17 protein-coding genes are annotated in these 23,454 nt (G+C 72.4%); 5 read left to right on the forward strand and 12 right to left on the reverse strand.

Annotation, left to right across the window (positions count from 1 at the left end):
* Window positions 1-6: 6 nt before the first annotated feature.
* Window positions 7-627: an RNA polymerase sigma factor gene (locus PPSIR1_RS24270; protein WP_006973814.1), complete on the reverse strand. Its 621-nt coding sequence runs from the start codon at window positions 625-627 to the stop codon at window positions 7-9.
* A gap of 146 nt (window positions 628-773) precedes the next feature.
* Between PPSIR1_RS24270 and PPSIR1_RS24275 the strand changes: the two genes are divergently transcribed.
* Window positions 774-2,822: a S8 family serine peptidase gene (locus tag PPSIR1_RS24275; RefSeq protein ID WP_006973815.1), complete on the forward strand. Its 2,049-nt coding sequence runs from the start codon at window positions 774-776 to the stop codon at window positions 2,820-2,822.
* Here PPSIR1_RS24275 and PPSIR1_RS24280 read toward each other — a convergent pair.
* Genes PPSIR1_RS24280 through PPSIR1_RS24290 form a run of 3 tightly spaced genes read right to left on the reverse strand, consistent with a single transcriptional unit; the run spans window position 2,819 to window position 8,522 of the window.
* Complete coding sequence (locus PPSIR1_RS24280; protein WP_006973816.1) at window positions 2,819-6,373, reverse strand: WD40 repeat domain-containing serine/threonine protein kinase; 3,555 nt, start codon at window positions 6,371-6,373, stop codon at window positions 2,819-2,821. The two genes, PPSIR1_RS24275 and PPSIR1_RS24280, sit on opposite strands and share 4 nt — an antisense overlap.
* Before the next feature lie 27 nt (window positions 6,374-6,400).
* Complete coding sequence (locus tag PPSIR1_RS24285; RefSeq protein ID WP_157595924.1) at window positions 6,401-7,354, reverse strand: endo alpha-1,4 polygalactosaminidase; 954 nt, start codon at window positions 7,352-7,354, stop codon at window positions 6,401-6,403.
* Between the two features lie 43 nt (window positions 7,355-7,397).
* Window positions 7,398-8,522 (reverse strand): PAS domain-containing protein, encoded by a 1,125-nt coding sequence (locus PPSIR1_RS24290; protein WP_006973818.1) that lies wholly within the window; start codon window positions 8,520-8,522, stop codon window positions 7,398-7,400.
* Window positions 8,523-8,625: 103 nt separating this feature from the next.
* Here PPSIR1_RS24290 and gor point away from each other — a divergent pair, with 103 nt between their 5' ends.
* Both gor and PPSIR1_RS24300 read left to right on the forward strand, forming a co-directional pair.
* Window positions 8,626-9,984, forward strand: a complete 1,359-nt coding sequence (gene gor, locus PPSIR1_RS24295; RefSeq protein ID WP_006973819.1) for a glutathione-disulfide reductase — start codon at window positions 8,626-8,628, stop codon at window positions 9,982-9,984.
* A gap of 224 nt (window positions 9,985-10,208) precedes the next feature.
* A complete protein-coding gene (locus PPSIR1_RS24300) occupies window positions 10,209-11,972 on the forward strand; it encodes an IgGFc-binding protein (RefSeq protein WP_157595925.1) in 1,764 nt (587 codons plus the stop codon).
* Window positions 11,973-11,987: 15 nt separating this feature from the next.
* Here the strand turns inward: PPSIR1_RS24300 and PPSIR1_RS24305 are convergent, their stop codons facing one another.
* On the reverse strand, window positions 11,988-13,847 hold the full coding sequence (locus tag PPSIR1_RS24305) for an alpha/beta hydrolase (protein ID WP_006973821.1): 1,860 nt from the start codon (window positions 13,845-13,847) through the stop codon (window positions 11,988-11,990).
* A 382-nt stretch (window positions 13,848-14,229) separates the two neighbouring features.
* On the opposite strand from PPSIR1_RS24305, the gene PPSIR1_RS24310 reads away from it, so the two are divergent.
* Window positions 14,230-14,571 carry a hypothetical protein gene (locus PPSIR1_RS24310; protein ID WP_006973822.1) on the forward strand — a complete coding sequence of 114 codons (342 nt, stop codon included), beginning with the start codon at window positions 14,230-14,232 and terminating at the stop codon, window positions 14,569-14,571.
* Between the two features lie 34 nt (window positions 14,572-14,605).
* Here the strand turns inward: PPSIR1_RS24310 and PPSIR1_RS24315 are convergent, their stop codons facing one another.
* From PPSIR1_RS24315 to PPSIR1_RS24330, 4 genes are read right to left on the reverse strand one after another with little or no spacing between them, the layout of a single operon-like run.
* Window positions 14,606-15,610 (reverse strand): vacuolar protein sorting-associated family 26 protein, encoded by a 1,005-nt coding sequence (locus PPSIR1_RS24315; protein ID WP_157595926.1) that lies wholly within the window; start codon window positions 15,608-15,610, stop codon window positions 14,606-14,608.
* Between the two features lie 35 nt (window positions 15,611-15,645).
* Complete coding sequence (locus PPSIR1_RS24320; protein ID WP_157595927.1) at window positions 15,646-16,659, reverse strand: vacuolar protein sorting-associated family 26 protein; 1,014 nt, start codon at window positions 16,657-16,659, stop codon at window positions 15,646-15,648.
* Entirely contained in the window at window positions 16,634-17,365 is a 732-nt protein-coding gene (locus PPSIR1_RS24325) for a hypothetical protein (protein WP_006973825.1), read from the reverse strand. Before PPSIR1_RS24325 ends, PPSIR1_RS24320 begins: the two co-directional genes overlap by 26 nt.
* 21 nt (window positions 17,366-17,386) lie before the next feature.
* Complete coding sequence (locus PPSIR1_RS24330) at window positions 17,387-18,013, reverse strand: GNAT family N-acetyltransferase (RefSeq protein WP_157595928.1); 627 nt, start codon at window positions 18,011-18,013, stop codon at window positions 17,387-17,389.
* A 169-nt stretch (window positions 18,014-18,182) separates the two neighbouring features.
* Here PPSIR1_RS24330 and PPSIR1_RS24335 point away from each other — a divergent pair, with 169 nt between their 5' ends.
* Window positions 18,183-18,713 (forward strand): hypothetical protein, encoded by a 531-nt coding sequence (locus PPSIR1_RS24335; RefSeq protein WP_006973827.1) that lies wholly within the window; start codon window positions 18,183-18,185, stop codon window positions 18,711-18,713.
* An 84-nt stretch (window positions 18,714-18,797) separates the two neighbouring features.
* Here PPSIR1_RS24335 and PPSIR1_RS24340 read toward each other — a convergent pair whose 3' ends face one another.
* Genes PPSIR1_RS24340 through PPSIR1_RS24350 form a run of 3 tightly spaced genes read right to left on the reverse strand, consistent with a single transcriptional unit; the run spans window position 18,798 to window position 23,445 of the window.
* Entirely contained in the window at window positions 18,798-19,862 is a 1,065-nt protein-coding gene (locus PPSIR1_RS24340) for a hypothetical protein (RefSeq protein WP_006973828.1), read from the reverse strand.
* A 14-nt stretch (window positions 19,863-19,876) separates the two neighbouring features.
* The gene (locus tag PPSIR1_RS43665; protein ID WP_086001658.1) at window positions 19,877-22,369 is read right to left on the reverse strand and encodes a sulfatase family protein; all 2,493 of its coding nucleotides are present in this window, start codon (window positions 22,367-22,369) and stop codon (window positions 19,877-19,879) included.
* A complete protein-coding gene (locus tag PPSIR1_RS24350) occupies window positions 22,366-23,445 on the reverse strand; it encodes a hypothetical protein (protein ID WP_006973830.1) in 1,080 nt (359 codons plus the stop codon). Before PPSIR1_RS24350 ends, PPSIR1_RS43665 begins: the two co-directional genes overlap by 4 nt.
* Window positions 23,446-23,454: the final 9 nt, after the last annotated feature.

Consider the following 23,454-nt stretch of genomic DNA (forward strand, 5'->3'; position numbering starts at 1 on the left):
CGGAGATCACTGACCGAACACCTGCTCGCGCAGGCGCGCCGCCCAGCACTCGAGGTTGGCGAGGCTGTCCTCGACCGAGCGAGCCGAGCTCGCGTCGGCGGCGAGGCGCTCGGCGAGCAGCAGCCGACCCCGGCGGATGCGGCTCTTGATCGTGCCCAGGGGGACGTCGAGGACCCGGGCGATCTGGGCGTCGCTCAGCTGCTCCCAGTAGTGCAGCTCGAGGGCGACCTGGAGATCGATGGGCAGCTGGCGCAGGCCCGCGAGCAGGCGCTGCTCGTCCTCCGAGCGGCCGAGGATGGTGCTCGGCGAGGGGTCGAGGTCGTGGACGCTGGTGACCCCCGGGTCGAAGCGCCGGCCCCGGGACGCCCGGGACCGGTAGTGCTTGCACAGCTGGCGGTAGGCGATGGCGAACAGCCAGCCCCGAAAATTGTTCTGGCAGCGGTAGCGGTCGGCCTCGACGCTCTCGATGGCGCCGAGGAAGGTGCGCTGGGTCAGGTCGCCGGACTCCTCGCCGACCTTGTTGCGGAAGAAGCGGTCCACGGCGGTGTAGTGCCGCTCGAACAGCTCCCGCCCCGCGCCCTTGTCTCCCCCTCGCCAGGCCAGCAGCAAGCTGTCGTCATCGCGCACCAAAGCAGTATACGCAGCGAGCTCGCGGACGCTCCTGTACCTCGGTGTCGGGAGCCTCGGGCTTTTTTGGCTGACCCAATTAATCTGTTCGCGAGCGCGTCGGTATTGACCCGACGTGCGCCCGTGCGGCGCCGAGAGATTGACCCATGCCATCCCTGAGCACCCGCCCCAACGCCCTTCGATTCATCCTCGCCCTGACCGCTGGGCTTGGCCTCTCGGCCTGCCTCGACGCCGAGAGCACGACCGAGCTCGACGGCGAGCTCGACAGCGAACTCGACCTGCCCTCGGACGCCGAGCTCGACGCCTCGCCCGGCTCGCCGATGCAGCCCGAGAGCGGCCTGCTCCCGCCGCCGCCCGAGTTCATGACCTGCACGCCCGGCGACGGCATCGACACGGGTCAGGTCACGGCGCGCCTGCCCGACGGGCCCAACATCCCCGACACCTGCTCCCTCGGCGCCATCGGCCTGCCCAAGGGGTGGACCTCCGAGCCCTTGTTCAAGGCGATCCAGGGCCTCTCGGTGCCGGACGGCCTCGAGCCCTACTGCCTGTACAGCTACCAGGGCGTGTCTCCCTCCGCGGACGCCTACACCCGGCTCTACCACCGCCTCGACCAGGTCCCCGGCATGGCCAAGACCGCGGCCGTCGACTGCGTCGCGCTGTCCGGCATGTCCGGCCTCGACGGCGACGCGGACATCGACGCGGGCCTCTACCAGGCCTTTCGAAACAACATCGCGGCCATCGACAGCCTCGCGGGCGCGCAGCTCGACGCCGTCGGGGTCTACGTCGTCGACCAGATCGCGGAGTGGGAGTTCGGCTCGAGCACGCCCCACGAGCACGGCCACAACATGGGCTACATCGTCCGCGACGTCCTGTGCCCCGACGCCGACTCCGACTACTGCGACGCCCACCTGCACTTCGAGGCCGGGCTGATCCGGACCAGCGACGGCGCCATCGATCCCGGCATCGGCGGCGGGCACGTGGGCAGCCACGTCGACATCTCCCGGGCCATCTATCGGGCGATCATGCGTTGGCGGGCGCAGGCCGTCGATCCCTTCGTCGACGATCCCGAGCGCCACGCCGTGATCATGGGCGCCTTCGGGGCCAACCCGACGCTGAGCGTCGCCGCCGATCGAGGCGCCGCCGCGGCCCTGCGCGAGGTCCTGGATCTCGTCGCCTGCAGCGGAGGCATCTTCGTCGCGTCCTCGGGCAACGCCAACGACCCCGGCTGCGCGGCCAACGACGGCCCGCTGTTCCCGGCCGCCCTCGCCAACGAAAAGAGCCCGGACGCGGGTCGCTGCGCCGAGCTCGGCGTCCCCGAGCTCGGGCCGGCCTTCCCGGTGAGCTACGGCGACCGCCCCCTCGTCGACGCCGTCGCCATGGTCGACGCCTGGGATCGGCTCCCCGCCCTGGCCCGGGACAAGGCCCTGCCCGACCTCGTCACCTACGGGACCCAAGCGTGGGTCCCCAACCCCACCGGCAAGATGCGGCCGCAGACGGGCACCTCCGTGGCCACGGCGGTCACCGCCGCGACCATGGCCCTGGTCTGGGCCGTGGAGCCCTCGCTGAGCGCCCGAGAGGTCCACGAGGTCCTCTACGAGACCGGCTACGCGACGAGCTACCAGGCGCACTATGGCCTCGCCGGCGACATCCCGGTCCGCCGCGTCTCGGTCTGCAGCGCCGTCGCCAAGGTGTGCGGGAAGGACTGCCCGAGCACCTGCACCGGGGCCGAAGCGCCGGCCTCCGACGGGCACCGGGGCCACTACCACGAGGCCGTCGACACGGCCCTCGACGCGGCGCTGGTCAACGACGGCGGCGAGGCCGCCCTCGCCCCTCCCGTGTGCCTCGATCCCCCTGGCAACGTCCTGTCCGAGCCGACCCCCGAGAACCCGGCCTGCCCCTACTGCGACGTCGACACCGGCATCGACGGGGTCAGCCACGCGCTCAACCTCGACCTGCTCGAGGCCTTCAAGAGCGGCCCCCACGAGGTCCTCGCCGGGCACCTCCTCGCCGTCGACGTGACCGGGTCCATCCTCGGGCGCCACGAGCTCACGAACGCGCAGATCGCCGCGCTCAAGGCCGCCTCGGATCCGACCGTGACCGTGGTCCACTTCACCCAGCCGAACCTCGACGGCGGGACCCTGGTGTTCGAGCTGGCCAACGGCCGCACGGCGATCGGCGAGGTCATCGTGCACTAAAGACCGGCTCGCGCCTGGGCTCGACCCTCGCAGCGCGCGTGCGCGAGGCGGGCCTCGGTCTCAGCCTCGCCCAGCTCCAGTGTCCGCGTGCGCGGGGCCAGGCAGGCCCAGGTCCGCCGGCCCAGGGCGTCCATCAGCGCCTGCGGCTCCCACTCGACTCGATCCACGTCCCACAGGCTGACGCTGCCGTCCTTGGCGACGGACAGCGCCCGGGCTCCGCCCGCGACGGCGAGATCGAGGACCTCCACCGAGTGGCCCGAGAGCACCACGGACGCGCCGTCGTCCAGTCGCCACAGCCGCAGCGTGCGGTCCAGGGAGGCCGAGATCAGCCGCCCCCCTGGGAGGAAGGCGGCCCCCACGACCGGCCCCGTGTGGCCCTCGAGGGTGGTGAGCAGCGTCCCCTCGGCGACAGACCAGACCCGCACGCGGCCGTCCCTCGAGCCCACGGCCAGCCGCTCGCCCGCGGCGTCGAAGGCCAGCGCGGAGCTGCCGGTTTCGTCGCTCCGCAGCGCCCGCGGGAGCTCGAAGGCGGCGCTCGACCAGACCCACGCTCCGCCGCCGGCGGCCGCCGCCGCGAGCCAGCGCCCGTCGGGACTCCAGCGCAGGGTGTCCATGGCCAGAGGGTCCCGCTGCGGGAGCACGTGGACCCCTCGCGGGTCCCCGTCCCCGTCCCCAGGGCTCCACACCCGCACGGTCCCGTCGGCGCCCGCGCTCGCCAGGCGCTCGCCGCCGGGCTCGAAGGCGACGCTCACGACCCGACCGGCGTGGCCCTCGAGCACCTGGAGCTCGGGGCCGTCCCGCGTCAGCGTCCACACCCGCACGCGCGCGTCCGAGGCCGCCGCAGCCAGCCGCTCTCCGCCGTCGTCGAAGGCCAGGTCCCAGACCTGCCCGCCCTCGTCGAGGAGCACCTGCGCCCGAGCGTCCCGGCCCGGCTCGAGGCGCCACAGCAGCACGGGGCCCTTGCCCGCCGTCGCCACGGAGTCTCCGCTGGGGCTGAACACGGCCGCGTTGAGCACGGCGTTGCCGCCGTCGAGGGTCTCGAGCGCGGCCCCGTCCGCGGCCCGCCAGATCCGCGCCCGGCCGCCAAAGGAGGCCGTGACGAAGCGCGTCCCCTGCGAGTCCGCGCGGACGTCGAAGACGCGCTGCCCGTGCCCCTCGAGGCTCGTCACCAAGGGCGCCTGGTCGAGGGCCCACACCCGGATCTGCCCGGACCACGAGCCCGTCGCCAGGCGGCGCCCGGAGCCGTCCATGGCGCCCGTGAGTAAGACCTGGCGGTGGCCCTCGAGGGCGCGGGGAGGCGGAGCGGGAGCGGGCTTCGACACGAACGCGCGGGCGTCCATCCCGACCGAGACCACGCCCGCGGGGCCGCGGCCGACGAAGCGCACGTCGTCGCCGTGGTCGACCACGACCTCGCTGGCCTCGGCTCCGGCCTGCCAATCGGTCACGCGCACCTGCCCGTCGACGGAGCCGGTGATCACCCGCGCCCCGTCGACGGCGAAGGCGGTGATCGCCCGGGGATGGCTGGCGATCACCGTGCCCGCGGACCCTGCCCCCAGGTCATCGATGCTCCACCGGCGCACCTGCCCGTCGTCGGCGGCGGTCAAGATCGCCGTCGAGTCCTCGCCGACGAAGGCCCCAAAGAACACGCCCTGCTCGTGGCCGCGCAGCTCCCCCTCGAGGGCGCCCGTGTCGGCCCGCCACACCCGGGCGCTGCGATCCAAGGACGTGGTCAGCACCCGCGCCTCGCTGGCGTCGAAGCTCGCCGCGTAGACCGGGCCCGCGTGCCCCGTGAAGGTCCGCGTCGCGCCCCCGTCGAGGGCGTGCACCCGGGCGAGCCCGTCCTTCGCGGCCGTGAGCAGGCGGCGAGCGTCGGCCGAGAAGCTCAGCTGCCGCACCGCGCCGCCGTAGCGCTCGAGGGTCGAGGGACCCGTCCGCTCCGTCCACAGGCGCAGCTCGCCGTCGACGGACCCGCTGGCGAGCTCGCTGCCCGCCGGGCTCAGGGCCAGGCTCGAGACCTCCGCGCCGTGCTGGTACAGCGCCCGGCCCTCTCCCGTGTCCACGGACCAGCGCCACACCGCCCCCTTCGCGTCGGCCGAGTACAGCCACCGGCCCGCGGCGTCGAAGACCATGGCCGTGACCACGGCCTCGTGCCCGCGCAAGATCACCTCGCTCACCGGCTCGCCGAGGACCTCGTTGGCCGCAGAGATCCACGCGGCGCCGTCCCGCGCCTCGGTCTCGACCTCGCGCAGCAGCAGCGCCGTGACGGTGGCGTCGACGTGCTCGACCACCCCCCGCCCCGGTCGATAGCGCCGCGCCACGCTCATGCGCGCGGCGTCCCGGGCCCGGGCGCCGTCGTCGGACAATTGCCGTAGCCCGCGCTCGCGCTCCATGGCCAGGAGCTCCTCGGTCAGCCCGCTCCAATAGCGGGCCCGGAGCTTGGCGTGGATCTGCGCCGCCGCGACCCAGGTGGTCGCCGCGAGGACGAAGGCGACGAGCACGACGCCCACGGCCCACGACCAACGCCTGCGTCGGCGCGCCTGGGGGTCGTTGGCCAGGACCTCGAGCAAGGCCGCCATGGACGGCCAGCGCGCGCCGGGGTCCACCGCCAGGCCCCGGCGCAGGGCGGCGAAGACCCACTCGGGGACCTGCTCGCGGGCGCGCTCGGGGACCGCCTCGAGCTCGCCGCCGACGATGGCCTCGGACAGCTCGGCCAGGCTGCGGCCGGAGAAGGGTCGCTGGCCCGCGAGGCCCTCCCACAGCGCCACGCAAAAGGCGAACTGATCGCTGCGCGCGTCCCCGCGCTGGCCCGCGTACTGCTCCGGGGCCATGTAGGCCGGCGTGCCCACGAGCGCGCCCGTCCGCGTCAGCGCCAGCTCCAGCGCGCTCGAGGACGCGTCCGCTGGGGCGCTCGGCTGTGCGCCGCCCGCCTCGCCCTCGAGGGCGTGGGCGAGGCCAAAGTCGGCGACCCGCGCCCGCCCGTCTCGGCCCACGAGCACGTTGTCGGGCTTGAAGTCGCGGTGGGCCAGGCCCGCGTCGTGGGCCGCCGCGAGCCCCTGCCCCGCCTGGCGAAACACGGCCAGGACCTCGCCCCAGCCGCGCTCGGCGGCCTCCAACCACGCGCGCAGGTCCTGCCCCTCGACGTACTCCATGGCCACGAAGAGCTGGCCCTCGTGGGCGTCGACCTCGTAGACCGTGACGACGTGGGGGTGGGACAGCCGAGCCATGGCCTGGGCCTCCCGCTGCATCCGCGCGCGGCCGGTGGTGTCGGTGCCAGCGGTGCGCAGGAGCTTGACCGCGACGCGGCGATCGAGCTGCTCGTCGTAGGCCATGTAGACCACGCCCATGCCCCCGCTCCCGAGCTTGCGGACGATCGAGAAGCGGCCGACCTTGACGGCGGGCGCGGGCTCGTCGAACAGCGCCTCGAGGACCCGCGCCTTGCGCTCGCGCGACACGACCCCGACCACCTCCGACGGGTCCCGCCGCGGCAACACGGGCAGGCCCGTCGCCTCGACCGGCCCGCTCTCCTCGCCCCCGCTGTCGTCCCGCTCCATGCCCGGCGCGGCATCATACCCGCGGCGTCAGCAGGGGATGACCCAGGGGTCCAGATCCCAGGTCTTGATCAGGCTCGAGAAGCCCGCCGGGACCTGGGGGCACAGGGCGTCGGCGGCCGCCTGGCCCTGGCGAGGCTCGTCGACGTACTCGACGTGGAGCACCGCCTTGCCGGCGTCGAGGAAGGGCTGGAGCAGGGCGCACTCGTCCCAGGCCAGGCACTCCTCGTCCAGGGCCCAGTCGAAGTCGTCGACGAGCTCGGGGATCTGCTCGAGGTCGTTCTTGAGGCCCACGGACAGGTCCCGGGCGTGGGCCTCCTCGGCCAGGAAGCGGTTGTAGTCCAGCTGGTCCGACGCCGTGAGCGGGAAGCCCGAGTCGTTGATGTAGCCGTCGACGTTGTCGGGCTCGACGGCGTCGCAGCCCCGCTCGACGGCGAGGTCCAAGCGCGCGCGCATGATGTCGCGGACGGCCTCGTCGCGGACGTCGAGCCAGCGCTCCCCGGGCCAGCCGTCGAGGGGCTCGCCGAGGGCCGCCGGCGGGAAGGCGTCGGCGTCGGGGCGCCAGTCCTCGAAGGAGCCCGCGGAGAAGTAGCAGATGACCGCCCGGCCCTGGGCCTGGAGCTCGGCGACGGTCTGGGCCTCGTTGTCGAACAGATCGATGTCGTAGGCCTCGACCTCGAAGCTGGCGTCGAGCGCTCCGACCAGCTGCCACTGCCAGGTCGTGCCAGGCGGCGGGCACCAGACCGGGCAGCCCTCGCCGGTGTCGGTCTCGCTCGATGTCTCGGCCTCGGCCGAGGTCTCCGACTCCGTCGACTCTCCCGAAGACTCGGAGCCGCTCGACGTCGACGTCGACGTCTCCGAGTCTGTCCCCGTCTCGCTCTCGGTATCCCCGCCGAGTTCGTCTCCACCCTCCGCGGGCTCCGGCTCGACGCCACAGCCCACGAGCACGGTCACGACCCAACACCCCAGCAATTCCCGGATCACGCGCACGCCGCAGCATAGCCCGGCGGCCGCGGAGTCAGGCAAGTCAGCGCGCGTGCACCCGGAGGCGGCGGAGCCCGTCGGCGAGGGAGCGCGAGGTGGCGACGCCCTCGAGCTCGGCGCTCGAGCGGCTGAGCTCGCTCGCCATCTCCGGCCGAATCCCCGTCAGCGTCGCGTCGGCCCCGAGCAACCGCAGCGCGCGGACCATGGCGACCAAGCGTCCCAGCCCGTCGTCGCCCATGAGCTCGACGCCGGTGACGTCGAGGATGACGTGTCGAACGCCGCGCTGGTTGACGGCCTCGAGCAAGCGGCCGGTGATCATCTCGCCCTTGTCCGCGCCGAGGCTTCCGACGAGGGGGACCGCCAGGGTCCGGTCGCCGACGTCGAGGATCGGGGCCGAGAGCGCGAGGATCTCGGCCCGCTGGCGCTCGACGAGCTCGAGGGTCGCGTGCAGCTCGCGCGCGCGCTGCTCCGCCTCGACCCGCGCCGTGTCGTCCGAGAGCTCGATGAGCACCCCGAGCTCTCCGGACACCGGGTCGCGCAGCCGCTCGGCCTCGACCACCTGCCAGCTCGGGCCCGCGCTGCTGTGCACGCGGGTCGACAGCCGCACGCTCTCCCCGGCCAGGGCCCGGCTCAGGATCGCCTCGCCCAGGCCGTCCTCGACGACGCAGCCGATCCAGCTCGAGCGCTCGCCGAGGCTGTGGATGGCCGCGGGGTTCATGGTCAGGACCTCGCCGTCGGCGGCCGCGAACAACCGGGCGACCGACGAGTGGTCGGCGATGGTCAGGTTGCGGCGCGCCTTGTCCGAGAAGGCCCCCTCGCTCGGCAGCGCCTGGTTGAGCAGGCCCAGGCCGCCGTCGGCGAAGCGTATCGGGCGCAGGTCGAGGGCCAGGGTCACCGGCTCGCCCCGGGGGTAAAAGGTCCACTCGATCTGCTGACGCTCGCCCTTGGCCGCGCGAGCGAACAGGCCGTCGAGCACGGTGTTCGCCCGGGCCGAGGTCGAGAAGTCCCGGGAGTTCAGCTCTTCGAGGCTCGGCGAGCGCCACAGGTCGAGGGCCGGCTGGTTCATCCACACGAAGCGGACGTCGCGGTCGATGGCCCAAACGGGCACGACGAGCTCGGCCAGCACCGCCGCGATCCCCTCGTCGAACGTCCAGATCGCCGTTCCCACCGCGACATCCTAACCCGGGGCCCCGCAGCCCGGTCGAAACCCGTTCTGGCGAGCCCCCCCGTCCGGTCCGGAGCCCCCCTCGGGCCGGTGATACACCTTGGGCGTGTCGGACTACGACTTCGATCTGTTCACCATCGGCGCGGGCTCGGGCGGCGTCGCGTCCAGCCGCCGCGCGGGCGAGTACGGGGCCAAGGTTGCGATCTGCGAGTACTCCCGCATCGGGGGCACCTGCGTCATGCGCGGCTGCGTCCCCAAGAAGCTCCTGGTCTACGGAGCGAGCTTCGCCGAGCACTTCGAGGACGCCGCGGGCTTTGGCTGGGAGGTCGCCGAGGCCAAGCTCGACTGGGCCAAGCTCGAGGCCGCCAAGGCCAACGAGCTCGACCGCCTCGAGCAGATCTACCGTCGGCTGCTGCGCGACTCCAAGGTCGAGCTCATCGAGGGCCGCGGGCGCATCGTCGGGCCCCACGCCGTCGAGGTCGACGGCAAGCGCTACACGGCCGAGCACATCCTCATCGCCACCGGCGGCTGGCCGAGCCTGCCCGAGATCCCGGGCATCGAGCACGCCATCACCTCCAACGAGGCCCTCGATCTCGCCGCGCTCCCCGAGCGGGTGACCATCGTCGGCGGCGGCTACATCGGGGTCGAGTTCGCCGGCATCTTCAACGCCGCCGGCGCGTCGGTGCGCGTGCTGTTGCGCGGCGACAACGTCCTGCGCGGCTTCGACACGGAGATCCGCGAGCGCCTCGCCCAGGAGATGGAGGGCCGGGGCGTCGACATCTGTACCGAGGTGCAGGTGCGCAGCATCGAGAAGAAGGCCGACGGGAGCCTGAGTCTGTTCCTCGACGACGACACCTTCCATGACACGGATGTCGTGCTCTACGCGACGGGCCGGCTCCCGGCGAGCAAGGACCTCGGCCTCGAGGCCGTGGGCGTGGAGACCCGCGAGCGGGGCGCGATCGTCGTCGACGAAGCCAACCGCACCAGCGTGCCCAGCATCTACGCCGTCGGCGACGTCACCGACCGCATCAACCTGACGCCCATAGCCATCGCCGAGGGCCGGGCCCTGGCCGAGACCCTGTTCAACGACAACGCCCAGATCGTCGACCGCGACGACGTGCCCACGGCCGTATTCTCCCGCCCGCCCGTGGGTACGGTGGGCTTGACGGAGGAGCAGGCCCGCGCCCGCTTCGCGGCCGTGGACGTCTACGCTGCCCGCTTTCGGCCCATGAAAGCGACGATCTCGGGCCGCAACGAGCGAATCACCATGAAGCTGGTCGTCGACCGAGACACGGACGTCGTGGTCGGCGCGCACATGGTGGGAGAGGACGCGCCCGAGATCATTCAGGGCGTCGCCATCGCGCTCAAGTGCAAAGCGACCAAGGCCCAATTCGACGCGACCGTGGGCATCCATCCGTCCGCGGCGGAAGAATTCGTGACCATGCGCTTTCCGGTCCAGGACTGACCGCGATTGACGCTGGCGCGGAGCCGAGCGCGAACCATTGCAATTTGCAACGAAGGGCTCAGCGAGGCCGGGATGAGTCCGGTTCGCTGGGCCTCATGCACTAGCGCCATGCCAAAACTGGCCAGCGCCGACCAAACGACGCAAACTGTGGGTGTCGCGGCTCCTTCCCCTACGCCGAGCTCGCGCACCATGTCTGCCTGTCTGCCTACCCTTGGACCATCACCATGATCGCTTGGACTTCCCCCCGTTCGATTCTGTCTCTCTCTCGCCTGCCCCTGACCGCGCTCGCCCTGCTCGCCGCAGGCGGGATGACCTCGGCCTGCACCGACGACGGTGGTGAGGGCGACGAGTCCAGCTTCACCAGCTTCGGTACGGAGAGCAGCACCACCAACGGCGAGGACGTCGGGACCACCGACGACACCGAGTCGAGCTCGTCCGGTGAGGAGACCGAGACCGAGACCGAGACCGAGACCGAAGAGTCGACCACCGCCGAGGAGTCCACCGAGACGGACACCACCGAGGGCGAGACCACCGACACCACCGAAGACACGACCGACGACAACTCGCAGATCTGCGAGCCCGGCTCGACCATCTGTGAGGGCGACGCCGTCGCCACCTGCATCGAGGACGGCAGCGCCTACTCCGAGCCCGTCCCCTGCGAGGACAACGAGGGCTGCATCGACGGCTCGTGCATCCCGCTGTGCGAGCTCGCCGAGCTCCTGCCCAGCTCCGTGGGCTGCTCCTTCTTCGCCATGAAGATGGACAACTACGACCCCGACGAGCCCGACTCCCTGGTGGTCGGCAACGTGTCCGAGGAAATCTCGGCCGTCGTCCAGCTCTACCGCACCCCCGTCAACGGCTCGGAGCAGGCCGTCGGCAACGCCGTCGTCATCCCGCCGGGCGGCGTGCAGAGCTTCGAGATGACCGGCCCCGAGATCGACGGCGTCGCGGCCAAGCGCACCGGCGGCACCTACCGGGTCGAGTCCAACCTGCCCGTGGTCGCCTACCTGCACTCGCCGATCGGCGCGATCTTTACCAACGACGCGTCCATGCTGCTCCCCGAGCACGCCCTGCGCGAGAACCACGTCGTCGCCTCCTACTACCCCTGGCTGACCAACTACTACCCCAGCTACTTCAACGTCATCGCGACCGAGGACAGCACCATCGTCAGCTGGGACACCCCCGTAGCGACCCTCTCGGGCGTGGGCGTGCCGGCGGTCAACGCCAACTCCCAGGGCCAGGTGGTCATGAACCGCGGCGACAGCCTGCAGGTCACCGCCGCCAACCACGTCGACGTGTCCGGCACCTTCGTGTCGGCCAACAAGCCCATCGCGCTGATCTCCGGCTCGGAGATCGTCAACGTGCCCGCCGGCACCAAGTACGCCGACCACATCGAGGAGCAGATGCTGCCCCTGGACTACTGGGGCACGGAGTACGTCGGGCCCCACGCGCCCACCCGCGGCGACGAGGAGTTCCACTGGCGCGTCTACGGCGGCGAGGACGGGACCATCATCAACGTCGCCCCGGCGCAGCCCGGCTTCCCGATCATCCTCGACCGCGGCGAGTGGCACGAGTTCGCCACCGACGAGAGCGTGATCTTCACCGGCGACGGGCCCTTCATGCCGGTCCAGTACCTCGAGGGCAAGAGCGAGACCGGCGGCGCCGGCACGGGCGACCCCTCCATGTACCAGATGGTGCCCACGGAGCAGTTCCTCAGCGCCTATACCTTCGCCACGGGCACGGGCTACGACCAGACCTACGTCCAGGTCATCCGCGAGCAGGGCGGCGCCCCCGTCATCATCGACGGCGACACCGTCACCGGCTTCTACTCCGTCGGCAACTACGAGGTCTCGGACTACCCCATCCAAGAGGGCAACCACTTCATCAACTCCGACGGGCCCTTCGGCATCATCAACATCGGCTACACGGCCGCGACGAGCTACGCCTACCCCGGCGGCATGAGCCTCGCCGTGCTCAACCCGCAGTGAGCCGCTAGCAAGCGCTCACGGGGGCGCGCACGCCCCCACGCCGACCTCGCCCTCGCCCCGCTCGAGCGCGAGGTCGTCGAGCATCAAGGCGGCGCCAGCAGATCCCGGGCTCACGCGCAGCTCGACGCGGGTCAGGGCGCCCAGGTCGAGGTCGGGCTCGACCTCGCAAAAGCGCGCCAAGTCCACGCGCAGCGGCCGGAGGGCGCCGAGGGCGTGGCACTCGGGCGTGGTCCAGTTGCCGAAGGTCTCGGGCACGAAGCGGTCCGGGGCCTCGACGCGGCCGGCATCGCCGAGGCTGTCGAGGGGCACCACCGCCGCGCTCGCGCCGTCGGACAGGGCCAGCGCGAGGGCGCCGAGCTCCGCAGCCTCCGGCCGAGGGCCGCAATTCTCCGGGTCGTCGAAGGCCCAGCCCAGGCGCAGGCTCAGGGCCGCGTAGTCGCCCACGTCGGCGACCGCTGGCGGCAGCTCGAAGGCCAGCGTCGCCTCCCCCTCTCCGGCGGACCCGCTCGCGTCCACGGACAGCCCCGCGCTGCGGTGCGCCCCCGACCACGGGGCGTCGAGCTCGGCGAGCGGCCCCAGGGTCAGCGCCGCCGGCTCGAGCCCGTCCACGAGCACCGCCCCGCCGACGCTCGAGGGCTCGAGGCTCGGCGCCTCGAAGTCGTGGACGAGCAAGCGCCCGCCCCCGCCGTCGCCCAGACCCGCGAACACCTCCGCGGGGACCGAGGCGGGCACGGCCTGGCCCGCGAAGTAGGGTCGGTAGCCCTCGAGCCCGAGCAGGCGCCACAACACGAAGCCCCCGACGTAAGCCCGCGCGGCGGCCCAGTGCGCCTCGGCGTCGAGGCTGGCCTCGAGCTCGCCCGTGCCCGCGAACAGCAGGCCCTGGTTGAAGCGCTGATGGGTCGCGCCGTGGATCCACACCTGACCCCGGACCATCGCCGGATCGCTCTCCTCGAACCAGCCCAGCGCCGCCCCGCCCGTGTCCGGGTCGCGGGAGCCCTGCACGGCGAGGTAGGCCGGCGCGTCGCTGGCCGTGAGCGCCGGGCTGCCCTCGCTGTTGGTGCTCCCGTAGGCCGTCGGGGCCAGGGCGACGACGGCCTCGAGCTCGAGCCCCTCGAGGCCCGGCAAGGGTAGCCCGCCCTCGGCCAGGGCCCGCGCGACGAGGCTGACCGCCGCGCCGCCGCGGCTGTGGCCCACGAGGGCGTGGCGCGGGCTCAGCAGCCCGGCGTCGGCCCAGGTCTCGCGCAGGCAGTTCGAGAACGCCAGCGCGCGGTTGGCCCGGAAGGTCGCGCCCTCCCCCGCCGTGCCGTCGAAGGCCGCCGCGACGACCCCGTTGGCCGCGAGGTGCTCGAGCAGGTCGTAGTAGTCGGCGAAGTCCTGGCTCGCCCCGTGGACCAGCAGGGCCACCGGCGCGGCGCCCTCGGCCCAGGTCTCCGGGGGCGGCCAGGCGCCGTCTAGGTCGGCCGCGGGGCGCACGAGCACGCCCTCGAAGGTCGCCCCGCTGCCCGGGTCCACGCAGGCGTCGAAGGCCTCGACGACGACGGCCTGAACGCGCTGGTCGCAGCCTGGATCGGGCTCGGGGCCCGGGCAGCTGCGCGCGCGCACGGGGTGGACTCCGGGACCCGGCGTGGCGCAGGTCCGGCCGCGGGCGCCCGGATCGCACGCGCACACGCTCGGACCCTCGGGCTGGGCCTCGCACACGCCGTGGCCAAAGCAGCACTCGAGCTCGCCCTCGACCTCCCGACACGCGCACAGCGAGCCCGCGTCGTCTCCGGTCTCGGTCTCGGCTTCAGCCCTCCCTGCGTCGTCCGAGCCTCCCCCGCAGGCCGAGAGCGCGAGCGCCAGGCTGCACGCGCGCAGCCACCTCGGCGAGGACATCGCGTCATGCTAGCAGCCCGACCCCGGGGTCGGCCCCAGCCCCTCCACGGACCGTCACCGAAGACCGATCCGCCACGACTCGGTCCCCGGCGATCGCCCCATCCACCACACCGATCTTCGGGTGACGCCGACCCAACCCAGGGCTTGGTCGACCGTTCGGCCGTGGCCATTTTCGGTTCCGATCGGTGACCAACGGTGACGGCCAGTTCGAGCCCCACCCCGCCGAACAGTCCCCCCGCCAAGTGGCTGAATTCGCCACTTTAGGACCGATCCAAGGGTCAGCGCATTGGTTCGGTGTGGAGACGCGGCGGTGCCCCTGGCGTCCCTGACGGTCAGGGGGGTCAGGTCGCATCTTGTAAGGGCAACGGAGACACCGCCCCGCATGAACGCCACCGTCCAGACCCCCGCCGCGCCCCCCCTCAGCGCCCCCACCTTCCCCGCCTCCCCCACCTCGGAGCCGGTCGCGGAGGCCCTCTCGGAGCTCGTCTCCGAGGTCGTCAAGGGCGCGGTCCAGGAGGTCGTCCCCGAGGTCGTCAGCGACGTCGCCGCGTGGGTCTGGCCCCGGCGCAAGCTGCTGTGGAGCGAGGTCTACGGCGCGGTCAGCCGCAGCTTCTCGACCACCCCCGCGCCCGCGCCCGCGCCCGTCCCCTCGCCCAAGCTCGCCCGCCGCGGCGCGGTCCGTCCGTCTCGCCCGCTGCGCTGGAACCCCGGCGTGCTCAACTAGCGTTGATGGGGCTTCGCAGCCCCCTTCCCCGAGCTCAGCGGTAGCCGCCCAGAGAGGCCATCGGCCGCGGGCGCACCTGCAGCGGAATCGTCTCTTCCAGGTCCGGCCACTGGTCGATGTCGCAGTCGAGCACGACCTTCCACACCAGATCGTTGTCGACGGCGTCGAAGCTAAAGCCCACGAGCTCGGGGTTCGGCAGCTCGAACACGAACTCGTGGTGCTGCTGGCCCGCAGCGTTGACGACCAGCGGGCGCGCGTCGCTGTGTCGGGTCTCTCGGTAGGTGGTCGCGTCCGTGCCCGAGCCGCGGATCACCACCTCCTCGACCTCGAGCTTGGCGGTGACCATGTTCATCGTCCGCCGGGTCCGGTATTGCACCGAGACCGTCAGCTGGTTGGCCTCAAAGTGGCGGACCGAGGCCTCGAACTTGGAGAAGGCCGACTTGGCGACGCGCTGCTTGACCACCACCCAGGTGATGCCGCCCAGGATGCCCCACCAAAACAGCGAGAACAGGGCCATGAACGGGTTCCCCTCGGTGATCGCGGCGCCCAGCGGGATGAGGCCCGCGAGGGCCATGAAGCCGAGGATGATGAGCCCGAAGGCCTGAGCGCAGCCGCTGGCCTGGGTGTCCGCGCTGCCCTGGGACACGTCGAAGAGCGAGCCGGGGGGCAGCTGCACGCGCAGGTCTTGGCGGGCCTCGGGGTCGAGGGCCCAGGGCACGTCGGCGGTGGTCGTCAGGTACCAGTCCACGTTGAGCAGCTCGCCGTGGTAGGTCAGCGGCGACGCCGGGCAGGGCAGGTCGAAGGGGTAGCGGTAGCTCCCGGGGAACCAGGTCCCGGAGAACAGGTTGATCTTGGCCGCGTCCGCGCTGGCGCGGTTGCCCTTGCCGTGGGTCGACCACCCGAGGGTCAGCGGCAGCGCCTTGCACTTGGTCTCGGCGTCGACCTCGACGAGCACCGCCCCGGTGATGCGCTCCCCCGGCATGAAGCGCCGCTCGGGGCGATCAATCTCGACGCGGAGGTCACACTTGGCCTTGAACATGGTCATCGCTCCTCGAAAAAGTCTGAGGCTCACGCTCAGCGGTAGCCGCCGAGCGAGGCCACGGGCCGCGGACGCACCTGCAGCGGGATCGTCTCCTCCAGGTCCGGCCACTGCTCGATGTCGCAGTCGAGCACGACCTTCCACACCAGGTCGTTGTCGCTGGCCCCAAAGCTGAAGCCCACGAGGGCCGGATCGGGCAGCTGGAAGGCGAACTGGTGGTGCTGCTGGCCGGTGGCGTTGACCATCACCGGCCGCGGGTCGCTGTAGCGGAGCTCGCGGTGCGTGGTCCGGTTCGTGCCCGCGCCGTGGACCACCACCTCTTCGACCTCGAGCTTGGCGGTGATCATGTTCACCCGCTTTTGCGTCCGGTAGTGGACCGAGACCGCCAGGTGAGCCGCGCTGGTCCGCTGAACCTGGGCGTCAAAGCTGGAGAACACCGACTTGGCGACGCGCGGCTTGATCACCGACCACGCGATGACCCCGAGCACGCCCCACCACAGCAGCGAGAACACGATCATCAGGGGGCTGAAGGTCGCGAGCGCGGCGCCCAGGGGGATCAGGCCGATCAGCCCCAACATGCACATGACGATCACCCCGATCACCTTGCCCGCGGCGCTGTTCTCGACGTGCTCGGACTCGCCCTGGACCAGGTCGAAGGGCGAGCCCTGAGCCGGCAGCACCCACAGGTCCTGGCGCGCCTTGGGGTCGAGGGCCCAGGGCACGTCGGCGCTGGTCGTCAGGTACCAGTCCACGTTGAGCAGCTTGCCGTGGTAGGTCAGCGGCGACACCGGGCAGGGCAAGTTGAAGGGGTAGCGGTAGGTCCCGGGGGACCAGGTCCCGGAGAACAAGTTGTAGCGCGCCACCTGCTTGCCGTTGCGGTTGCCCTTGCCGTGGGTCGACCACCCGAGGGTCAGCGGCAGCGCCTTGCATTGGGTCTCGGCGTCGACCGAGACGACCACCGCCCCGGTGATGGGCTCGCCCGGCGCAAAGCGCCGCACGGTGCGATCGAACTCGATGTGGATGTCACACTTGGGCTTCAACACGTTCACCTGGTTTTCGGTCGTGCTCTCGGTCGGCTTCTCGGTCTCGGAGGGTCTCGAGGTGGTCGTAGAGGGCCCCCTGGATGCTGCGCAGGTCATCGCCAAAGCGCGCGTGCATCCGGGCCAGGAGGGGGTCGTCGGCCAGGCTCGGGCGCAGGGTCTCGAGGGACGCGCCTGGGCGCGCGGCCCAGCGCAAGCGCCGGTCGACGATGGTCCGCAAGTTCGCCTCGCTCAGCCCCTCGATGACGGACTCGACCACGGTGTAGCCCGCGGCCTCGAGCTCGGGGCGCAGGTCCTCGTGGCTGGTCAGGGCCAGGGCGCCCATCGAGCGCTCCGGGCCGCGGCGCGCCCCCGCCCGGATCACCTGCCGATACAAGCGTCGGCGCAGGCGCGGCGCGAGGCGCTGGGCCTCATCGAGGAAGCACACCGGGGCGGCGGGGACGTGGGTGCGCGGCGAGGCCTCCGGACCCAGGTAGGTGAAGGGCGCCTCGGGGAAGCGGGTATGGAGGGCGCGCAGGTGCGTGCTCTTGCCCCGCCCCATGTGCCCGCGGAACACCACCGCCAGCCTGGAGGTGCGCAGCTGGGTGGCGACGGCGTCGAGGTCGAGGCGCGGCACGATCAGCTCGGACCAGCGCTCGGCCTCGACGGTGCCGAAGGGGTTCCAAAACAGCCCCAGCTCTTCGTAGCCACGCCGCCGCGTTCGCGCATCGGCCATGGACCACGAATATCACGAAAGCTAGGCGTCGGCCTTGCGCGGGACGAGGTGCTCGGGCCAGGGCAGGTAGTCGGTCCACAGGTAGGCGACCTTGGCCAGCTCCTGCTCCCCCACCCGGGTCTGCGCCCGCGCGACCAGCTTGCCGCGCATGGACTCGTAAAAGCGACGCGCGCGGTGGTTGTCGGCCAACACCCAGATGAGCGCTGGCGCCCGCTTGGCCGTGGCCAGGGCCCACAGCCCCGCGCACAACAGCTTGCGCCCGACGCCCCGGCCCTGGTGCTGCGGCGCGACGTAGAGCTCGTAGACCTCGCCGCGGGCCAGGTCCCGACGCGTGCTGACCCCGGCGTTGACGTAGCCGATGATCTCGCCGTCGAGCTCCGCGACGAGCAGCAAGGAGCGCTGCTGACCGCCGCGCCAAAAGTAGCCCTGGAAGCGACCGAGGCTGCGGCGCATGTTCGTGCGCTCGAGGTTCTCGGGCTCGATGATCCCGGCGTAGGCCTCGCACCAGCTCGCCACGTGGACCCGAGCCAGCCCGTCGACGTCCCCTGGACGCGCCCGGCGGATCCGGACTGTCAGGTCCGCCCTCGCGCCAGCTCGAGCGTTCGGCTCGTTATTCGTGCGGTCCAAGGCTCGCAGGGGTCCTTTCACGGTTGGACGCTATCAATGGCCTCCGGACCGCGCTACGCCCCATCTGGTTGGGAGCCGTGGTCGCCCCCCCGGATCGAGCGCGAGGATGGCCGAATCGGGGTAGACGCGGGCGCCCATCCTGCGCTCGGGGCGAGGGAGCTGGGTCCAGCCAAGCGCGTACACTGGGGCCGTGGTCGCGCCTCCTCTCCAGCCACGCGCAGTCGGTCTCGCGCTCGCGCTCGCCTGTGCGTGTACCAGCGAGGCGACCCCCGACGAGAGCGACGCCGCCGGCGAGTCTTCGACCGAGTCCGACACCGACACCGACACCGACACCACCCCCGGCACGGAGATGGGCACCGAGACCGACGCGGAGACCGAGGCCGAGGACACCGAAGCCCCCGCGGTCCACGTCAACTGGATCGAGGTCGCCGCGTCCGACTACAAGCTCGAGCTCGAGCCCGAGTTCGACGGGGCGATCACCGACTACAGCGCCCTCGCCGACGGCCCCGGCATCGAGGTCTACGTCGACGTCAACCTCGACGCCGACGTCGAGGGCGTGACGGTCAACGGCGAGCCGGCCTACCTGTGGGGCTTTCGGACCTGGCGCAGCGCCGAGACGACCGGCCTCGCGGCCCCGACCGCCGCCGTCGTCGAGGTCCTCGCCGCGCCGGCGGCGGTCCCCACCTACACCATCGAGGTCCTCGCCGACGACCCCGGTTGAACAGAGCGAAGCAAAGAGGGCCCGAGCAACCAAAGAAAGAGGGGACGAGCGCAGCCGTCCCCTCTCGTGTCGCCGACGAGCGATTCAGTCGTGGTCGCAGTCGGGGCCGTGGACGTGGCCCTCTTCCTCGTCGGCCGGGCTCGCGTCCATGCCCGGCAGGCCGCCCTGGCGAAGCTGCTGCATCGCGGCCGCGGTGATCTGCAGCTGCACGAGGTGGACGACGCCGTCGACGGTCTCGGGGGTCTCGGAGGCGCGCAGGTCCACGGCGAGCTGGCGGATGCGCTTGGCCTGGGCCAGGGAGCCGTCGAGGTAGAAGACCACGGCGACGTCGTCGAGGGTGTTGGCGAAGGGCCCGGGCAGGGCCTCGCGCAGGGCCTCGTTGCCCGCGGCGGCCTGGCTGATCCGCTCGAGGCGCTGCTCCGCGGTCACCGAGTCGGGGTCCTCGATGTCGCCCATGGCCTCGTTGAGGCTCTCGAACAGGCTGTTGGCGTCGAACAGCAGCGGCCAGCCGTGCACGTTGGCGGCGACCAGGGCGTCGCTGAGCTCGCTCGTGGGCGCGGCCTCGACCTCGGCCAGGGCCGCGTCCAGCCACGCGGGATCGGGGCGCTCGCTCGGCGCCTGGCCCAGGGTCGGCAGGTGATCGTCGATGCTCTTGGGCACCTCGAAGCCGCCGTTGAAGGTGTACTCGCGGGCCCACAGGATGCGCTGGCGGACCCACTCGGTGTCCACGGCCCGGCCGTCGGCGTCGCGCTTCCAGTCGCGACCGGTGCGCTTTTGCTGGCCGTCGGTCTGGAAGTAGGCGGCGAAGTCCAGCATGCGCTGGTTGGGGTCGAGGAGGGTGACGAAGAGCGCGGCGCCCTGATCGTCGTTGGGCAGGCTCAAGGTCATGCGGGTCACGCCCGGCGAGGCGCTCATGTCGAGCATGGCGATGGGGCCGGCGACCTGGCGCATGTCCTGGAGGCTGGCCTGGTTCCAGCTCCGACCCTGCTCGGGGATCTCGACGCCCTTGCTGCGCAGGACGTGGATGGCCTTGCGCGCGGCCTTCTTGACCTTCTTGTCGCCATGGTTCTCGAGACCGAGCAGGCCCGCGGCGTCCTGGGCCTTTTGCATCTTCTTGATCTCGTCCAGCAGAGCCTGCGTATCCGACATGGTGGCGGCTTCTATCACAGGCCGTGGTCGAGCGCGAAGGCCGGCCGCAGATTCGCCCCGGTGCCCCACCGCGGTCGGCTCCAGTCGGGCTGCTCGAGCAGCTCCCAGCCCAGCGCGCTGCGCACCATCCGGAGCGCGACGCCGCCGGTGGCGACGGCGTCGATGAGCTCCTCGGGGTCGCTGCCGAGGTCGTAGAAGTGCTGGGACTCACGCCCTCGACCGGGGCCGAGCACGAACTTGTAGCGCCCGATGATCGCCGCCCGGCTGCCGTCGCCGAGGTAGCTGAGGATCAGCCGCGGCGGCGGCTGGGGGTCGTCGATGAGCGGGACCAGGCTCTCGCCCTGCCACTGCGGCGCGTAGCCGACCCCGAGCAGGTCGGTGATCGTCGGCGCCAGATCGAGCAGGTCCACGGGCACATCGACGCGGCCTGGGGCGAGCAGCTTGGGCGCGCGGATGACCAGAGGGATCCGCACGCTCTCCTCGTAGAGGGTCCGCCCGTGGCCGGCGCTGCCGTGCTCGAGGAACTCTTCGCCGTGCAGGCCGACGAGCACGACGATCGCGTCGTCGAGCTCCCCCCGGGCCTCGAGGGTGTCGAGGAGCGCGCCGATGGCCGTGTCGATGACCTGGAGCTCGCCCCGGTAGAGGCGGCGGACGTAGGCGAGCTGCTTGCGGTCGGGCTCGATCTTGCCGGTCCGCACCCGCCCGACCCACATGTGCGTGCGGTGCTGGGCCGGCGCGTCCTCGGGCACGGGGACGTCGGCGATGACCTCGCTGGGCGGGTCGTAGGGCGCCTGGGCGTCGTTGAGCACGGCGTAGACAAAGCGCGGGGCCGGGCGCTGCTCGATCTCCCGCAGGGTCTCGAGGATGACCTTCTCCGCGTCGTTGCCCCGGGTGTTGCTGCGCCACAAAATCTCGTGGTTGCCGAAGCCCTGGGTCAGGCCGCGCTCTTCGTTGAAGTCGCTGTTGGACGCGATGTTGGACGTGAAGTAGCCGGCCCGGTCGAGGACCTCGGGCAGCAGGGTCTGGCCCTCGGCCACGAAGGTCCCGCGCACGGTCAGGTGCCCGGGCGGGACCACGCTCGACAGCATGCCCGCGTGGCTGGGGACCGCCGCCGCGCCCAGGGTGTAGGCGCGATCGAAGATCAGCGCGCCGTCGAGCAGGCGCTCGACGTTGGGGTAGCTGGGCCCGCGCCGGCTGGGCTCGAACAGGTCGTCCGGGCGCGCGCCCTCGAGGGCGACGACGTAGACGTCGCGGGTCTTTCGGTCCCGGCGATCGACGGGCAGGGAGCGGCGCGCGGTGATGTCCATGGCGCTGAACAGCGCGCCGCCCGGGGGCTCGCCGGGGCGCTGGTCTCGGGTGCTGCTGACCCGGACCTCGAGGCGCGTGGGGATCTCGCCGTAGCCCGACAGATCCACGCTCGCGCTGCGTCCGGCCGCGCGCAGGGGCTGCTGGAGGAGCTCCGCCGGCCGCCGGCCGACGCGGTGATCGACGTCGGTGCTGGCGAACACCTCGACGCTGCCGCGCCCCGAGACCTGCAGCTCGAGGCGCGCGCGCCGGGGCGGGACCAGGTAGTAGACGAGGCTGGTCCCGGCCGGGACCTCGTACTCGACGCGCTCGCCCTGGGCCCGGTGCACGGGGTCGCGCTGGCTCGGCGGGCCGTCGCGAATGACCGCGAGGGGGCCGATCTCGACGCTCTCCACGGCCGCCGACACCTTCCAGTCCGCGCGCGCCTCGTCTGCGCTCGCGGCCCCGGCCTCGCCCGTCTCGCCCTCGGCCGCGGGCAGCTCTCCGCCCTCGGCGGCCAGCAGGGCCTCGACCTCGGCCCACGGCGCGACCTCGCGAAAGTGCAGGCGCAGGCGGTTCTCCCCGGTCAGCACGAGGTCGCCGGGGAGCGAGAGGGTCCGCCGCTCCCACTCCATGCCCACGCGCAGGTTGGCCAGGGGCCGCTCCTCCCACAGCACCGTCACCGACTGGTTGGGCGCCAGGGCCCGCAAGGTGATGGCCATGGCCAGGCCGGCCACCGGCGGCGGGGGCTCTTCGGGGGGCGGCGCGCCCTCGGGCAGCTCGACCTCCCGGTCCGGGTTGAGCTCGGGGGCGAAGTCGCCGTCGAGGGGGATGGTCAGGGTGCCGCCGCGGTCGAGGACCAGCGCCGCCCGGCGATCGCCCACGTCCTCGCCGAGGTGCCAGGGCGTCTTCCCGGCGGCGAGCTCGATGTGCTTGCGGGCGCTGGGGTGACCCAGGTCGATCCACACCCGCGCTTCGCGGAGCAGCACGGCGCTCGGCCGCTGGGCGATGAGGTCCTGCCAGATGTCCGTGGACTCGACCCGGGCCACGGGCGCGAGCACGGGCGCAGCCGTCCCGCCCTCGCTGCCCTTGGCCTCGCCCCGGGTCCGCGCCGGGCCGTCGTCGCCGCAGCCGAGCAGACCGGCGAGGCCCCACAGCAGCGCGAGCGTGACCACGCTGCGGACCACCCTGGCGGCCGCGCTGCTCGGAGGGGTCTCGATCATGCGTCCTCGGTCGCGTCTTCGGCCGGGTCGGCCTCGCTCGCCGCTTCGCTACGCTCGGGCGCGGGCGTCTGTTCCTCAGCGCGCTCGTCGGCCGCCTCTTCGGGCACCTCAGCCACCGGAGCCTCTGCGACCGGCGACGTCCCCGAGAGGATTCCCCGCTCGTCGCGCTCTTCCTGCTGGCGCTGGCGCGCGAGGTAGACCACCGGCACCGCGAGCATGCCCAGGCCCAGGAAGGTCACCCAGCCCGCGCCGTGGTGCAGCGACGCCAGCAGCGAGCTGCGGCTCGCGGCCTCGATCCACGCCACCACGCCGACGGTGCTGGCGATCGCCACGAGGCCCGCGCTGCCGAGGTCGAGGGCGTCCTCGCGCTCTTTGCTGCTGCGATGGTCGAAGGCCACGAGCACCAGGCACAGCGCGACGAAGGCTGCCGCGATGGCCTGGTGCGTGGTCGTCATGGTCTGCGCCAGCTCGACGATGCGTCGCGCGAGCGGGCTCGAGCCCCAGGCCTCGACGAGGGTCTGGGGCGGAAACACGGCGGTCGAGATGGGCGCCAGACCCAGGGCGATCTGAGCGAGGAGGCCGGCGCACAGCAGCGCCACGCTGCCCCGCCGGGTGAACACGCCCGCGAAGGCGCCGAGCACCGCGCCGAGCACCGCCGCCCACGGGGCCACGCGGATCCGCCGGGGCTCCGGGACCCGCAGATCCCAGCCCGCGCGCCACAGGTGCAGGGCCAGGGCGACCCCGCCGCGTCCGTCGACGACCTCCACGCGCATGAGGTGCGGGCTGTTGCCCACGGCGAACGCCGGGTCCTCCCCGACCGCCTCCTCGACGACCTCGCGCACCCACATCGGGCCGCCGTCTTGGATGACCTCGACGGCCATGGGCTCCTCGCGCTGGAGCGCGCCCGCGTCGTCGCGCACCCCCGCGAGCAGCCCGAGCTCGACGAGGGCGTCCTCGGCCATCGCGCCCACGGCGACGGCCCGCGTGCGCTCGCCGCCCGCCCACACCGACGCGATCACGGCGATGAGCAGGCCGAGCACGCCGATGAGCGCCACGTTGCGGGGCAGGGAGATCATCGTCGTCCG

Origin of the sequence: Plesiocystis pacifica SIR-1, assembly GCF_000170895.1 — a bacterium.
Lineage (GTDB): Bacteria > Myxococcota_A > Polyangia > Nannocystales > Nannocystaceae > Plesiocystis > Plesiocystis pacifica.